The 15,075-nt window shown below is 65.8% G+C and carries 13 protein-coding genes, 1 rRNA gene and 1 pseudogene; 8 read left to right on the top strand and 7 right to left on the bottom strand.

The genetic code is table 11. From position 1 onward, the window contains the following. Window positions 1-348, top strand: a pseudogene (locus K338_RS0119080) (PKD domain-containing protein); the annotation flags it as partial. A gap of 48 nt (window positions 349-396) precedes the next feature. Then, window positions 397-1,674: a hypothetical protein gene (locus tag K338_RS0119075; protein ID WP_022919743.1), complete on the top strand. Its 1,278-nt coding sequence runs from the start codon at window positions 397-399 to the stop codon at window positions 1,672-1,674. A gap of 95 nt (window positions 1,675-1,769) precedes the next feature. Here K338_RS0119075 and K338_RS0119070 read toward each other — a convergent pair whose 3' ends face one another. After that, a complete protein-coding gene (locus tag K338_RS0119070; protein ID WP_022919742.1) occupies window positions 1,770-3,395 on the bottom strand; it encodes an IS1634 family transposase in 1,626 nt (541 codons plus the stop codon). Between the two features lie 264 nt (window positions 3,396-3,659). On the opposite strand from K338_RS0119070, the gene K338_RS26665 reads away from it, so the two are divergent. After that, window positions 3,660-4,640 (top strand): glycosyltransferase family 2 protein, encoded by a 981-nt coding sequence (locus K338_RS26665; protein ID WP_084481505.1) that lies wholly within the window; start codon window positions 3,660-3,662, stop codon window positions 4,638-4,640. A gap of 257 nt (window positions 4,641-4,897) precedes the next feature. Here the strand turns inward: K338_RS26665 and K338_RS25355 are convergent, their stop codons facing one another. From K338_RS25355 to manA, 5 genes are all read right to left on the bottom strand, one after another. Then, window positions 4,898-5,851 carry a glycosyltransferase family 2 protein gene (locus tag K338_RS25355; RefSeq protein WP_084481503.1) on the bottom strand — a complete coding sequence of 318 codons (954 nt, stop codon included), beginning with the start codon at window positions 5,849-5,851 and terminating at the stop codon, window positions 4,898-4,900. A gap of 244 nt (window positions 5,852-6,095) precedes the next feature. Next, window positions 6,096-7,037, bottom strand: a complete 942-nt coding sequence (locus K338_RS0119060) for an RNA polymerase sigma-70 factor (protein ID WP_022919740.1) — start codon at window positions 7,035-7,037, stop codon at window positions 6,096-6,098. Then, entirely contained in the window at window positions 7,034-7,945 is a 912-nt protein-coding gene (locus tag K338_RS0119055) for an NAD-dependent epimerase/dehydratase family protein (RefSeq protein WP_022919739.1), read from the bottom strand. Before K338_RS0119055 ends, K338_RS0119060 begins: the two co-directional genes overlap by 4 nt. Window positions 7,946-8,091: 146 nt before the next feature. Continuing rightward, window positions 8,092-8,850, bottom strand: a complete 759-nt coding sequence (locus tag K338_RS0119050; RefSeq protein ID WP_022919738.1) for an ROK family protein — start codon at window positions 8,848-8,850, stop codon at window positions 8,092-8,094. Between the two features lie 70 nt (window positions 8,851-8,920). Further along, window positions 8,921-10,096 carry a mannose-6-phosphate isomerase, class I gene (gene manA / locus K338_RS0119045; protein WP_022919737.1) on the bottom strand — a complete coding sequence of 392 codons (1,176 nt, stop codon included), beginning with the start codon at window positions 10,094-10,096 and terminating at the stop codon, window positions 8,921-8,923. 142 nt (window positions 10,097-10,238) lie between these two features. On the opposite strand from manA, the gene truA reads away from it, so the two are divergent. Beyond that, window positions 10,239-11,138 (top strand): tRNA pseudouridine(38-40) synthase TruA, encoded by a 900-nt coding sequence (truA, locus tag K338_RS0119040; protein WP_022919736.1) that lies wholly within the window; start codon window positions 10,239-10,241, stop codon window positions 11,136-11,138. Between the two features lie 3 nt (window positions 11,139-11,141). Here the strand turns inward: truA and K338_RS24080 are convergent, their stop codons facing one another. Further along, window positions 11,142-11,543, bottom strand: coding sequence for a DUF5709 domain-containing protein (locus K338_RS24080; protein ID WP_022919735.1), 402 nt, complete (start codon window positions 11,541-11,543; stop codon window positions 11,142-11,144). Between the two features lie 314 nt (window positions 11,544-11,857). Here K338_RS24080 and rplM point away from each other — a divergent pair, with 314 nt between their 5' ends. The 4 genes from rplM to K338_RS0119015 all read left to right on the top strand — a co-directional run. Beyond that, the gene (rplM, locus tag K338_RS0119030) at window positions 11,858-12,301 is read left to right on the top strand and encodes a 50S ribosomal protein L13 (protein ID WP_022919734.1); all 444 of its coding nucleotides are present in this window, start codon (window positions 11,858-11,860) and stop codon (window positions 12,299-12,301) included. Between the two features lie 47 nt (window positions 12,302-12,348). After that, complete coding sequence (gene rpsI / locus K338_RS0119025; RefSeq protein WP_022919733.1) at window positions 12,349-12,837, top strand: 30S ribosomal protein S9; 489 nt, start codon at window positions 12,349-12,351, stop codon at window positions 12,835-12,837. 124 nt (window positions 12,838-12,961) lie between these two features. After that, window positions 12,962-14,317: a phosphoglucosamine mutase gene (glmM, locus tag K338_RS0119020; protein WP_022919732.1), complete on the top strand. Its 1,356-nt coding sequence runs from the start codon at window positions 12,962-12,964 to the stop codon at window positions 14,315-14,317. Window positions 14,318-14,919: 602 nt separating this feature from the next. Further along, window positions 14,920-15,075, top strand: a 16S ribosomal RNA gene (locus tag K338_RS0119015); the annotation flags it as partial.

The following is a 15,075-nucleotide window of genomic DNA, read 5'->3' as shown; positions in this document are numbered from 1 at the left end:
GGGTCCGATGCGTACATGGTGCTGGCGTGGTTGCGTGGTAATGGCGATGTGTGGTTGGTCTTGCAGCGTGGCGGTGCGGTGCTTCAGACGACGCCTCTGTCGGGAGTGTCGTGGGAGGCTGGCGACAGCTTCACTCTGCAGACGCAGGTGACGGGTGAATCGTCCACGACGATTTCCGCGAAGCTTTGGAAGGCGGGTAGCCAGGAACCGGCTTCGTGGCAGTCCGAGGTAGAGGATTCTGCTGGCTTGCCGGCCGGAGGGGTGGGGGTATACGCCTACCGGTCCGGTTCGGCGGATGGTGCTGGCCTGATCAGCGTCGACAATTTCCAAGCCGAAGACCTTGGGTAGAATTCGTGACCCAGGCAGGGAAGTGGCAGCACAGACAGTGAGGGCGCCGTGGGCGGCAGTGAGCTGATCCTTGTGGCGCTGGCAGCGTGCGCCGGTGCTGTCACCCTCCTCCTGTTCCACGCGAGCCCGCGGTTGACCTTTGCCGTCTGGGCGTCCGTGCTGTTCTTCGTCCCCGTGTGGGTCGGCGTCACCGTCGGGTTCTTCTGGTCGGCGATCACTCTGGTTACCCTTGCTGCCCTGGCTGCCAACATCAAGAACCTGAGGATAATCGTCGCAGACATCCTGATGTTGTTGTTCGTTGCGCTTGCTCTACTGCTGTTCACTCTTGATATGGCGAGCCTCGCGGCTACCCTTACTGCGCTGCTTGAGTGGACGTTGCCCTATATCTGGGGCCGCATAGTTCTTAGCAACCTGGACACGGAGTACCTGACAAAGTTGATCGCGCTGGTCGCGATGGTCGCGGCAACACTTGCCATAGTCGAGGTGCTCTCGGGACAGAACGTCTTCAGCGCCATCCCTGCGCTAAGTCCCGAACTCTATGCGGAGTGGAGCCCACCACAATTCCGCGGCGGAAGCCTTCGGGCCGAGGGTGCGTGGGGACATTCGATCGCGCTAGGCGCAGCCTTGTCCATGTCGTCGTCATTCATCATGGCTGCTCGTTGGTCAGGTGCCGTACGCGTGCTGGGGCTGGCCGTAGTCTCAACCGCAACGGTTCTGACTCTGAGCCGGATCGGGATGGCGACCCTGGTGCTCACGATTGTGCTGAGCCTTGTCGTGCTTCCGCAGTTGAGTCGTGCGCTTCGGTTTGGGCTAGCCGCCAGTGCCTTGCTGGCAGCACTGATCGTGGTGCCCTTCGTGGAGACGATCTTGCTGCGAGCGGGCGAAGAGGCTGCGGGAAGCGCAGATTACCGAAGTCAACTCTTCTCCCTAGTGGGCCAGTTGCGGCCGTTCGGTGGGGCCACCGACTGGTCGGTGGTGATCGACGATGTGTATCTGGGCTCATTTGCGCGTTCCATCGACAATGCAGCCTTGCTCTTCGCGCTCCGATTCGGCTGGGTGCCAGCGCTTCTGCTGTTGGTGATCCTCGTTCTCGCGGCTCTACCCGCATTCCGCCGTGCCCACTCCTCGCCTGCAGCGGTAGCCGTAGCCGCGCAGGTGCCTGCTCTGTTCGCTGTGGCGCTCATAACGCAATTCGGAGTGATGCTCTGGTTTCTCGCTGGAGTCGCCGTAAGCTGGAGGCAGGCCAAATCGACAAACACGGCTCCAGACGAGGCACGGAATCTTGAGGATCGTCGCTACCTCAAGGCGGGTGCCTTCTTCGGCTGATCGCGTCCCCTCCGGAGTTTCACAGGGCTCTCGTGTGACTCGATGTGCGCGACCCAGTTGGCCGTTCCCATCATGAGGCCCGAGTTGGCTCATCGTTAGTGTCCCGGTTGGGTGAGGTCGTTGATGAGTCGTTTCTGCTGGTCGTTGAGTTCGGGCGGGAAGGTCTGGGTGTGTCCGCTGATGGTCAGGGTCGCTGAGCGCAGTGGCCGGAGCTGGTTGCAGATCGCTTTGATCGATTGTTGGCTGCGCCGTTGCATCTCGCGGGCCACGGCCAGGGCGGTGAAGACGATGGTCAGGTGTGCCTCGATGGAATCACGGACGCGGTGGAATATCGGTCTGGCCGCCAGGTCGGACTTGGACATCCGGAAGGAGGCCTCGACGTTCCACAGATCGTGGTAGGAGCCGATGACCTCACTGGCGGGCATCTGGTGGGCGGGGATGTTGCAGACGTAGCCCTTAAGCCCGACCAGCCGGCGCGCCCGGGCCAGTGCCTTCTCATCCAGGCTCAAGTGTCCGCCGCGGTCGCTGACGAACCGGGGCTTGCGTGCTGGCTTCTCGCCATCGATGACGGCCCTGGCCTTGTTCTCCTGCAGTGTCAGGGTGCGCCCGTCCCGGGCGGCTCGCTTGGCCGAGTATGCCCAGATGGCGCGCCAGTGCCCCGGATGGGTGCCCGGGTCCCAGACCGGCTCGGTGCGTACCGGCCGCGGCCGGGTACTGCCGGCCCTGGCCCGGTGTGGGGTGATGGTCTCGATGATCTGCCCGTCGGTGAAGGCATCACCGGCCCAGTGGAAGTGCGTGGCCAGGTCTCCGGGGGCCTTGGTCATCCGTGAACCGACGATGAAGCCCAGCTGGGCTTCATCGAGGGCCTTGAGGTTGGACTGGGAGAGCATGCCCGCATCGGCCACGACGACAAAGTCGGCCAGGTCGTGACGGTCGACGAATTGCTCGATGATGGGGATCAGGGTCAGCGTCTCGGCCTTATCGCCCTCAAAGCAGCCGATCTCCAGGGGAAACCCGGCCCGATCTACGAGCAGTCCGACCACGATTTGTGGATCGACGCGTCGTTCCTTGGAGTAGCCCACCTTGCGCAGGTCGTCCTCGGCCTCGGCCTCGAAATACAAGGTCGTGACGTCGAAGAGCACGAGGCTGATGTCCCCGCTGGCCTGGGCGTGGGCGAAGCAGAGCTGGGCGATCTGGGCCCGGTAGTCCTCCTCGATCACCGCCTGCAGGTGGCGCTTGATCGTGGCATAGCTCGGGGCCTTGGCGCCCAGGTCGTTCAGCACCCGAACGGCATCGCGTTTGGAGGTCGGCTCCACGATCCGGGCGATGACCAGATCACGAAATACCCCATCCCTCAGGGCATCGAAGCCGAGGGAGTCGAACACGGTGCCGATCACCTCATACAGCAACCGTGAGGCGGTACCGACCGTCTTACCCGACCCCCTCCCACCCTGATGCTCTATCCCGCTCACCTTCGGGCCGCCACGACCAGTCCAGTCAGCGACATCAGCAAGCCCAGGCTCAAGGGCCGGAACCTCGATCTCCAGTGCGAGCTGTTCGCCCTGGAGCACCTCCCTAGCCCGCCGGCGCAAGAGCGTCAGCTCCGCATCAGTGCTCGCCGAGCCCAGATGCTCCAGCACCTCCACCCGGCCCCGACGCTTGGCCACCACCTGCACCGCCACCGCACCCGAGGCCGTCCTCACGTTCCGGATATAGGCCACAAGCAGAGGCTACCCACCCCCGATTAGTACCCCAACCGACCAGCAAAATCACCCATCACCGCAGGTCACAGCCCCTCCACCCTTGACCCATACACCCGTATGAGCCAACTCGGGACCCAGTTGGCCGTTCCCATCATGAGGCGACGAGTAGATGTGTCAGCAGGCGTCCGGACGTTCGGCGACGCATAGGATCTATGCCAGAGTGTCCGCAAGTCAGAGGGTACGTCGGGAGACGGCCCGCTCGGAGTCCAAGAGGAGGCAACGATGCGTGCAACTCAGAGCGTCGTCGTCGGAATGGCAACATATCGGCGGCCAGAACTGTTGCTTGAACTCCTCCAGCGGCTCATGGAACAGATTGCAGCCGCACCTGCGGCTGTCGGACCCACCACGACATTCCAGGTCGTGGTGGTCGACAATGATCCAGATGGTAGTGCGCGGAGCGTCGTCGAGTCGATAGTCCACGATAGTCGGGTTCGATATGTGATCGAGGCTCGCCCAGGGATCAGCCACGCGCGCAACAGGATTCTCGACGAGGCTGAAGACAGCGACGTGCTGATTTTGCTGGATGATGATGAGCTGCCCCACGAAGGATGGCTCACTTCTCACCTTGAGACGCATCGCCGATATCGCGCCGACGCCGTGAGTGGTCCGGTGCACGCCATCTTTGAAGGGGACGAAGACCCATGGGTCAGGGCGAGTGGGTACTACCTCGGTCAGCGGGGTACGGGGAGGGCAACAGGCACCGCTATGCAGCGTGCGGCGACCAACAATCTTCTTCTTGACATGGACCGAGTTCGGGAACTGGGTCTCCGTTTTGACCTCCGCTTTGGAATGACCGGCGGTGAGGACTCTCTGTTCACCGGTCAGTTGACCCGCGCTGGAGGTAAAATGGTCTGGTGTGCAGAGGCGGTTGTCGATGACCTAGTGCCAGCAGCGAGGAACACGCGTCGCTTCAATCTGTCGCGACAGTTCGCGCAGGCGTCATCGCATGTGCGAGTTGATCGCGAACTCGAAGGTTCGGCCCTCGCGCGAGTCGGATGTATGGCGCGGTGGCTGCTTGTCGGCTCAGGTCAGGTCGTCAAGGGTATCGGGCTAGCCATTGCGGGTTGGATTATGCGTGACCTAGGACGTAGGGCGCAAGGCGAAAGCAGAGTTGCCAGAGGCCTAGGAGTTTTCGCGGGCTGCCTAGGAATTGAAGTTTCACCATACGCGCGCCTCAGGCCTCGAGAGAAGCGGGGCAGATAGGGCTTGTATGGTCTACGCAGTGATTTATGCGTGTGTCTTTCGCGATCAACGCGGGGGTGCCTCGCTGATCACATACCTGATCTTCCCCTGTGTGTACGGGAGGGAATCGACGTAATCAACTCTCACGGGAACCTCGCCATGAATCTGATCTACTCGGATCGAGAGGTGTTGTCGGTAACATTCTGATTCGCTCTGCCATCCATCGCCCGGTGTGGCGGGTAGACGAGTTGGTGCGCGTTTGGTCTAGGGGGACGCGTTTAGCTGCGACCTTCCGCAGGCGTTCTCCGCGGGGCAGTTCTTCTTTGACCTGGTCGGTGAGTCAGTTGCACGGCGCCGGCGAACAACCCGCGGACGGCTGCCGCGAGGCCGCGGGGGTGCGTCAGCGCTTGACGACGTCCCCCGCGCATCCAGATCAGAGCGGATTGTCGTGGGGAGGCCAGCACCCACCGAGCCCAGTTCCAGCCTTGCAGCTGCTGGCGGCCGAACAGCATACGGTTACGGATGTTGTAGTAGTAGTAGGTGGGAGATTTCGTGCGTGAGTTGCCAGTTCCTTGCGTACCGCCTTCATCGTGTGTCACAAGTAGGTCTGGCCTGAGCGCGAGTCGCAGCCCGCGCTCTACAGCCCGACGTGAGATGTCGACGTCCTCCCAGTAGAGGAAGTAGTCCTCGCTGAACCCCTGGAGTAGATCGAATGCCTCGCCGCTGAAGGCTAAGCATGCGCCACTGAGCCAGTTCTTCCACAGGGGGTCGTCGTCATTTTCGGACCAACCGCGCCGCATTTGTCCCGTTCGGCAGTTGATCATCGTGCCACGGAAGTGCGGTCGGCCATTGCTCGTATCCATGAAGGGCGAGACCAGGGCGCGTGGTTCCTCTATGACATGCCGGGCAAGCGCACGCAGAACGTCTGCGGAGGCGACTGCGTCCGGATTCAGCGTGATAAACACTTCAGCGCCCCGAGACCGTGCGGTTGCGACCCCCCGATTGACGCCAGCGCCGAAACCGTCGTTCGACGAAGATGCGAACAGCCACCCGCGATCACGGCACAGGGCGCGAGTCCGCAACCGCGCGCGCTCCGTGGAGAAGTTGTCAACGACGACGACCAGAGCATCGCCGTCCCGATCGATGTCGGTACCGATGTTCTCCGCGATCAACGAGGGGTCGCCATAGTTGACGATGACTATCGCGTAGGTCGTTGCGGTCCCTTCCGGCACGACGCTCCTAATTTGTCAGACGGACCGCCCGACTCTGCCCGCTGGTGCTCTTGCCGCAACCGGTCAGCCGCTTCTCACGTCGGCGGTATGTACCTGAGAGGGTACTGTGTCGCACTCGTCTCGACTTCGGGAATGAGAGCGCGAAGGGATGGCCTGCCCTCAGTTCCGCAGCCTGAATCTGAAGAGTGGGCCTGCGTACCTTTGTTGCGCCGTCGACGAACGCACGCCCCAGCGAGCCGAGATGTCAGTCGCCGGGCGGCGAGGGCATCGCCTGTCGGCGGGACCGGTTCGCCTCGCGGAGCACCGCATAGGCGTCCCCGACTGGACCGAGGTGCTGGAGCTTGTCCGGGTTGAGCACGGCACGGATGGTCTGCACCTGGCCGTCAAGGATGTCTAGCGCCAAGGTATTGATGACGTGGCCCTCGCGGTCGCGCACGACCGCGCCCGGCTGGCCGTTGACGTGCTGCGGCTGGACAGTGCCACCGATCCACAGGAAGGAGGCACCAAAGGTTGTGAGCAAGCGGGCCACGTTCTGGGAACCGAAGACGCCGTTACCCCACAACGGTGCCTTGCCACCACCGTCGCCGATAAGCTGCACATCGCCGGCTAGGAGCGCCTGCAGTTCGTCGACGTCCCCATTGCGGAACGCGCCGAAGAACCGCTCGGCGAGCTCGTCCCGTTCGCGCCGGTCCGCCTCGAACCGAGGCCGTCCGGCGTCCACGTGACGACGGGCTCGCACCGCGAGCTGGCGGCAGGCCACCTCGGAACGTCCCACTGCGGACGCCACCTCGGAGTACGTGAACCCGAACACCTCGCGCAGCACGAAGACCGCGCGCTCGAGCGGGCTGAGCCGCTCCAGCAGGATCAGCGCAGCCATCGACACCGAGTCAGCCAGCTCGGCCGAACGTGCCGGGTCCTGGTACGGGTCGTCCAGCAGCGGTTCCGGGAACCATCGCCCGGTGTACTTCTCGCGTCGTACCCGCGCGGAGCGCAGCACGTCGATAGCGATCCTGGACACCGTCGCGGACAGGAACGCTTTCGCCGATGCCGGCTCGGCAGAGGTGGCCGCGTATCGGAGCCAGGTCTCCTGCACCGCATCTTCGGCCTCGCTCACGCTGCCCAGGAGCCGGTAGGCGATCGAGAACAGCAGCGGCCGCAGCTGTTCGAAGACTTCGACCCGACTCACGCCAGCTCCGCCCGGAACCCTTGCCGCCAGGACGGGTAGCGCAGTTGCCAGCCGAGCTCTCGCTTCGCCTTGGCGTTGTCGAAGCCTCGTCCCTGGGTCATCATCACCACTGCTGTGCTGCCAGCGAGGGGCTGGGCGAGCCAGGCTGGGAGCCGCATCGGTGGCTTCGCTCCTGCCGAGGAGGCGAGGTGCGGCAGCCATTGGTTGGCCGGTGCCGGATCATCATCAACGATGTTGAACACGCCCCGGACCCGTCGTTGCACGGCCAAGACCGTTGCCTGGGCTGCGTCGTCCAAGTGCACCCACGAGCAGTGTCCGCCGCCGCTACCGATGATCGGGTACTGGCGCCGCCGGATGAGCTCGACCTGGTCGTCGATCGCTCCCGGCCCGTAGAACGAGCCGTACCGGAGCACGGCGCCATCCGCTGCGCGCACCGCTGTCTCCAGGTGGCGGATCGCCGCGGCTGCCTCACCCGTGCTCGTCGGGTCCAGCGGATCGTCCTCGGTCTTCACCCATCCACCTTGCCTGAAGCCGTTCCAGGCCGCATAGCTCTGCGCGACGACGTAGCCCACCCCCGTCGCTTCAGCGGCAGCAAGCAGGTGGTCAGTGCCCTCGGTGCGCAACCGGTTGGTCGTCGCGAACCAGCGGTCGAAGTGCTTCATGTCCGGTGTACCTGCGATCGCAGTCATCTGGTGCACGATCACCTCAGGTCGGGCTTGCGCCACCGCCTCGCCGACCGAGGCTGCATCCAGCCCATCCATCACCACTCCCCGCGCTCCCAGCTCCTCCAGCATGCTCACCTTGGCCGCGGACGTGGTCGTGGCGGTCACCCCGTATCCCGCCGCCACCAGCATCGGCACCAAGCGTCGGCCGAGCATCCCGCTCCCACCAGCAACGAACACCCGCATCGTCAACACCTCTCCTCAGTGGTTCCGCTACACCCCTAAGACGAGACGAAGAGACGCCGTGTGACACGGAGAGAGCCTGCAGATGCCGGACCGGTGGGTCCGGGGCCGCCGGAGAGACAGCGTGAGCGCGTCGCTGACTGCGCGCGTCAGACCTGCAGCGACCAGGCCCGCACACCGCCGATGATGCCAGCGCTGTTCGGCACGATCACCACATCGTCGCCGAGCTTCTCCACCACCTGTGGGGTGAGCCGGCGGGAGTTGCCCCCGCCCAGGTACAACCGGTCCCACAGGTAGACCGGTCGCAGCGCCTCCACGACTCGACGGATCCGGCGGGACCACATCGCATCCCCGAGCCGAAGCCGTTCGTGCTCTCCGACGTACTCGTCATAGGTGAGCCCCCACCGGACCGGAGACTGGGAGAGCTCCTGATGAGGAGCCAGCACTCCGCCGTCGAAGATCGCGTTACCCAAGCCAGTGCCGAACGTGAGCATGAGCTCCAAGCCGGCCCCGGCTACCACACCGGCCCCGTGCACCTCCGCGTCGTTGAGCACCAGCGCAGGCAGACCAAGTTCGCGCTCGATCGCCGCGCGCATGTCGAACCCGGACCAGGCGTCCACCAGCTCGGGCAGCACCCGGGTGCGCGGACCAGCCTTGGTGACGTAGTGCGGTGTAGCGACCACCACCCCGTGCCGGATCATCCCCGGCATACCCACGGTCACCCGGCCAGCCTCCGGCAGCTTCCCGGCCAGGTCGCCGATCAAGGACACCAGGCGCTGTGGTGGTAGGGGATACGGCGTAGCTGCCCGCACCGGTTGGGCATGCATCGTCCCCGCGGCATCGAGAACTGAGGCCTTGATGCCGCCGCCACCGCAGTCGACGGCGAGTGTGGGCGGGGTCTGCTGCACCCGGGCACCATACCGCCCGGACGTGGTCAGCGGCCTGGGAGAGTGACGACCTCGGTGCGCCTGCCTCTGCTCAGGGGACGTCGGCCTGGACGATGGTGCCGGTGCCGGTTGCCTGGAGCGGGCCCTCGTCGGCGGCGATGAACACCGCCTGGCCGCGGGGCAGGTCGAGGGTCTGGGTGGTGGTGGTGGTGACCTGTGGTGTGCCCTCGAGGCTGAGCAGCACGCGTGGGCCTCGGCCGGGGATGGGCCGCCCGGGGTCGTGCAGGAGCCTGGTCAGGGACAGCTCGAAGTCATCCACGGGCGCGTAGAACACCCCGGTGGCCTCGGTGAGCATCTCGGGGGCGATCCGAATCGGTGGTGCCGCCACCGAGTCGATCGTGGCCAGCACCTCCGGGACGTCTACGTGCTTGGCGGTCAGACCGGCACGCAGCACGTTGTCTGAGTTGGCCATCACCTCCACCCCGAAGCCGCTGAGGTAGGCATGCACGCACCCGGCGGGCACGAACATCACCTCACCGGGCTGCAACGTCACCGGGTTCAGCAGCAGTGCGGCCACCGCCCCAGGATCGCCCGGATACCTCTCGGCCAGGCGCGCCACGATCGCATCGGTGCGCGGTGAGGGCGACTGTCCGGCCGCCAGCCGAGCCGCACACTGAGCCACCACCTGCGCGACTCGGTCAGCACAGCTGGTCTGCACCACGGCGGCAAACGCCGCATGCACACCACTGGCGCTCGGCTGGTCCCGCAGCAGCACCAACAGCTCACCCGCCAGCGGAGCAGACAGCCCAGCGAGCAGCTCCGCGGCCCGTCGCGGTGCCCGGAACCCGCACACCGCCTCGAAGGTGGTCAGCGCGTAGATCAGCTCAGGTTTGTGGTTGGCATCCGGATAGTTGCGCTGCTCGGGCGGGATGTCTACCGCTGCTTCTCGGCTGAAGCCGGCTCGCGCCTGTTCCAGGTTCGGGTGCACCTGCAAGGACAACGGCTGCACCGGAGCGATCAGCTTCAACAGGTACGGCAGCTGCCCCCCGAAGCGAGCCACCACATCCGAGCCCAACCGTTGCTCAGGCGCCTGCGCCAGGTACGCGCGCAGGTCCACATCCGCATCGGTACCCGAAGGCGCGCTCGGATGAGCCCCGAACCACGCCTCGGCCACCGGAACCTCGGTGCGAGGGTGGCCGAGGAAGTCCGGAATGACCTCGCACGAACCCCACGCATAATCCTGAAACCGCGGCACCAGGGTCAACATGGCGCCTAGCGTTGCATGTCCACGCGCAGGATGTGCGCTAACGACGCCTGGTCGCGCTCCTGTCCCGGTACCGGTGCACCATCTCGTCGGTCCTTCCGGCGCTCGGGCACCACTACCGCCCGGATGTGGTGGACTGTGGGTCGTGGGCCAGAACGAGGGCGCCGGAGCGCAGCCGGCCGAGCACGCGGGTGGGGCCGCGGCTCTCGTGCGTGCGCGGTTGAGCATCGCCTACGACGGCACTGCATTCTCCGGCTGGGCTCGCCAGCCGGGCCTGCGCACGGTGCAGCAGGAGATCGAGGACGCACTGGGCCAGGTCCTTCGCATAGATCCCTCGCCGAGACTGACGGTGGCCGGACGCACCGACGCCGGGGTGCACGCCCGTGGTCAGGTAGCCCACGTGGACCTGCCGATCCACCGCTGGGAGGCAGCACCCGGGCGCAGCGACCGGGCGCCGGCCGACGCCCTCGCCTACCGGCTGGCTGCGGTCTTGGCCGAAGACGTGGTCGTGCACGCCGTGCGCGAGGTTCCTGAGACTTTCGACGCCCGGTTCTCCGCTCTCTGGCGCCGCTACTCCTACCGGATCAGCGACACACTGACCACCCGCGACCCGCTCGGCCACACCAGCGTGCTCTGGCACCGCCGTAGCCTGGACGAGCAGCTGATGAACGCCGCGGCCCACCTGCTCACCGGAGAGCACGACTTCGCGGCCTACTGCAGACCGCGCGAAGGAGCCACCACTATCCGCACCCTGCAGGAGCTCACCTGGCAGCGGGCTGATGACGGACTGGTCGTCGCTCACGTGCGCGCGGACGCGTTCTGCCACTCCATGGTGCGTGCCCTCGTCGGTGCCTGCCTGGCGGTGGGGGAGGGCCGTCGCCCGGTCGAGTGGCCGGCAGCGGTGCTGCACGCCGGCGTGCGGGACTCCGCTGTGCAGGTGGCACCAGCCGCAGGCCTCACCCTGGAGGAGGTCGGGTACCCGGGGGAGCAGGACTACGCGGTCCGAGCCCGCCAGGCGCGCGCCGTGCGCACGTTGCCCAGCTGACTCTCAGGTCTCCTCTGGGGTGACGGCGTCTTCCGGTGGCTGACCGTCTTCGTCGAGCAGGTGCACGGCGGCTTCCTCCGCGGTCGCAGCGCCGCCAGCTACGCCGACGTCATCAGCCTCGTCGGACTGCTCGCCCTCTTCGAGGCGGCCGGCCCGGTCGGCCTGCCGGACTGGATCTGGCGGTCCGGGCTCGTCTGGCTCTTCCTGTGCGAGCTCGTCGTCCATCGGCTCGCCAACAGCCTCCTCATAGGCGGTCTCACCCCAGCGGGGCCGGTGCGGACGCTCCGGCGGCGAGTAACCTTCGTCCAGACGGTCCTCAGCCCCGCGGTCCTCGAGGGTGTCCTCGAGCGGCAGCTGGTCAGAGTCCGGCGCGGGACCTGGGTTGGTGTCGTCGGTGGAGCTCATGCCTCCACGGTCGCACGCGGTCGCTGGGCTCGCACGAGCAGGGGATGGTACGGCTGACCGCCCCGGACAGCCGGAGGAACGTGACCAATATCGCGCCACCACCTCTGCCGGATGCTTTGACCGTACTGCCGCGGCCGGAGTAGTCTGGTGAATCGTTGTGCGTCCACTCGCTGGCCGGTGCCTCCCACTCACCGCATCGCGTGACTGGAGGACGCTCACCAACGTTGAAGTGACCGAGGGGTTCGTCTCCGACGGCGCGGACACCAGTCCGCAGCCGGCGACGAGCGCCACAGACCAGCAGAGGAACTACGACCGTGCGTACGTACACCCCCAAGCCCGGCGATACCGAGCGCACCTGGTACGTCATCGACGCTACCGACGTCGTCCTGGGCCGGCTGGCGAGCCATGCCGCCACGCTGCTCCGGGGCAAGCACAAGCCCACCTTCGCCCCGCACGTGGACGGTGGTGACTACGTCATCATCATCAACGCGGACAAGGTTGCGCTCACCGGCTCCAAGCGAGACAAGAAGATTGCCTACCGTCACTCGGGTTACCCGGGTGGACTGAAGGCGACCAGCTACGCCGAGCTCCTGGAGAAGAACCCGGTGCGGGCCGTGGAGAAGGCAATCCGGGGAATGATCCCGAAGAACCGCCTGGGCAGCGCCCAGATGAACAAGCTGAAGGTCTACCGCGGCGCTGAGCACCCCCACAGTGCGCAGCAGCCGCAGACCTTCGAGATCACCCAGGTCGCGCAGTAACGCGGCAGACCGAAGCGAACTGACGCGAAACTGAACTGAGGAGAACCGTGTCCGAGACCACAGCCGAGATCGAGGAGCTCGAGGGCGACACCCCGAGCACCTACACCTCCGAGAGCGAGGCGCCGACCGGTGGAGGCAGCTCCCTGACTGCCCCCGGCCAGGCACTGGGCCGCCGCAAGGAGGCCGTCGCCCGTGTGCGCCTCCTGCCCGGCACCGGCACCTGGAAGGTGAACGGCCGCACCCTGGAGGACTACTTCCCGAACAAGCTGCACCAGCAGCTGGTGAACGCACCGTTCGCCCTGCTGGACCTGGAAGGCCGCTTCGACGTCGTCGCCCGCATCAACGGTGGTGGCGCTTCTGGCCAGGCCGGTGCCCTGCGCCTGGCGATCGCCCGCGCGCTGAACCAGATCGACGCCGAGTCCAACCGGGCCGCGCTGAAGAAGGCCGGGTATCTCACCCGGGACGCGCGCGCCACGGAACGGAAGAAGGCCGGTCTGAAGAAGGCGCGTAAGGCCCCGCAGTACTCCAAGCGCTGATCTGCGCACTATCATCGGCCCCGTTCGGACTGCGTCCGGCGGGGCCGATTGCGTATCCAGGCACTCCAGCTGACGGACGACGCAGACGTTGCTGACAGGCAGCGACAACAAGAGAGGCACCACAATGGGTCGACGGCTGTTCGGGACCGACGGCGTACGAGGGCTGGCCAACAGAGAGGTCACCGCACCTCTGGCGCTGCAGCTGGGCACGTCCGCAGTGCATGTGCTCGGTTCGAAGGGCCGGCTGAGCAGTCCTCGACCGCGGGCCATCGTCGGCAGGGATCCCAGGCTGTCCGGCCACTTCCTCTCCGCGGCGGTCGTCGCCGGCCTGTCGAGCGCCGGTGTGGACGTGGAGGATCTCGGCGTCCTGCCCACACCTGCGGTCGCGTACCTGACCGGTGCCGAGGACGTCGACCTGGCGGTGATGATCTCCGCTTCGCACAACCCGATGGCCGACAACGGCATCAAGTTCTTCACCCGTGGCGGCGTCAAGCTCGACGACGCTATCGAGGACGAGATCGAAGCAGACCTGGACGCGTCGTGGGACCTGCCCACCGGTGCCGAGGTCGGAACGATCACGATGAACCGTGGTGAGGCTGGTGACCGGTACGTCCAGCACCTGCTCAGCACCATCGACGCCGACCTGAGCGGGCTGCGCATCGCCGTCGACTGCGCCAACGGCGCGGCCAGCGAGGTGGGTCCCGCCGCCCTGCGCGCCGCTGGTGCCGACGTAGTGGTGATCAACGCATCCCCGGACGGCCGGAACATCAACGAGCAGTGCGGCTCCACCCATCCCGAACAGCTCCAAGCCGTCACCGTCGCCTCTGGGGCGGACTTCGGGGTCGCCTACGACGGGGACGCCGACCGTTGCCTGGCGGTGGACAGCACCGGAGCGCTCGTCGACGGTGACCAGATCATGGGCATCCTCGCCATCGGGCTCAACGAGGCAGGGAAGCTGGCTCAGAGCACGCTCGTGGTCACCGTGATGAGCAACCTCGGTCTGACCTTGGCCATGCGCGAGGCGGGGATCGAGATCGTGCAGACCGGGGTGGGGGACCGGTACGTGCTCGAAGCGATGCGCGCTGGTGGGCACAGCCTGGGCGGCGAGCAGTCCGGCCACATCGTCCTCGCCGAGCACGCCACCACCGGCGACGGTGTCCTCACCAGCCTCCAGCTCGCAGCACGGATCGCCACCACTGGGCGTCCGTTGCGCGAGCTCGGTGCCGTGATGACCCGACTCCCTCAGGTACTGGTGAACGTGCCCGGGGTGGACAAGACGCGAGTGGCCAGCGACCAACCGCTCGCCGCGGCCGTGGCAGCAGCGGAGGCACGGCTGGGTGACAGCGGCCGTGTACTGCTGCGGCCCTCCGGCACCGAACCGCTGGTCCGGGTCATGGTCGAGGCTGCCACCCAGGACCAGGCCGAACGCGAGGCGGGCAGCCTGAGCGAGGTTGTCCGAGAGCGACTGGCCCTCGCGTAGCTGGTGGAACCGGTGTGTGGTGCACCACAACTTGACCGGTGCCCCAGCCTGCAGGCGGCCTCCATGGCCATGCTGGCGCGCCGTGCAGCTCCCGGGTACCCGGTGAGAACCGCAGGATCTCGCGGATTCGAGCCGTGTCGTCAGCTACCGCCAGCGCGCTGCCGACGTGGCCGAGCACACCACGGTCAGGATTTGACCCGCGCCCCGAGGATGCGTAATGTAATCACTCGTTGCCCTGCGAGGGAGGAACGGACACCGATCCGGTGGCCAACACCCAGCAGTGCAGCCCATCAGCGGGAACGGAGATGCCTAGCACCTCCGGAGTCGCGCCAGAGAAGAGAGCCACCGTGCGTGGCACTCAGTCACTGGGGTAAGATGGAACGGCAGCCTCAGGCGAGCCGGTCGAAAGACGCGGTAAGTCGGTGTGCGTTCGTTGTTTGAGAACTCAACAGTGTGTTTGTAGTGATTGATGCCAGTTTTTTTGGTTGGATGGCTGCTCTCATGGGGTTTTGTGCTTTGTGGGGGTGGTTGTTTGGTCAGGATTTTTTCGTATGATTTGTTGATGCTGTGGCCTGTTTGTGGGTTGTGGTGTTGATAGGTTTTGTATGGAGAGTTTGATCCTGGCTCAGGACGAACGCTGGCGGCGTGCTTAACACATGCAAGTCGAACGATGAACCGACAGCTTGCTGTTGGGGATTAGTGGCGAACGGGTGAGTAACACGTGAGTAACCTGCCCTCCTCTTCGGGATAAGCGCTGG

Source organism: Ruania albidiflava DSM 18029 (genome assembly GCF_000421225.1).
Classification (GTDB): domain Bacteria; phylum Actinomycetota; class Actinomycetes; order Actinomycetales; family Beutenbergiaceae; genus Ruania; species Ruania albidiflava.
Note: the sequence above shows the minus strand (reverse complement) of the source record. Positions and strands in the feature narration are given on the sequence as shown.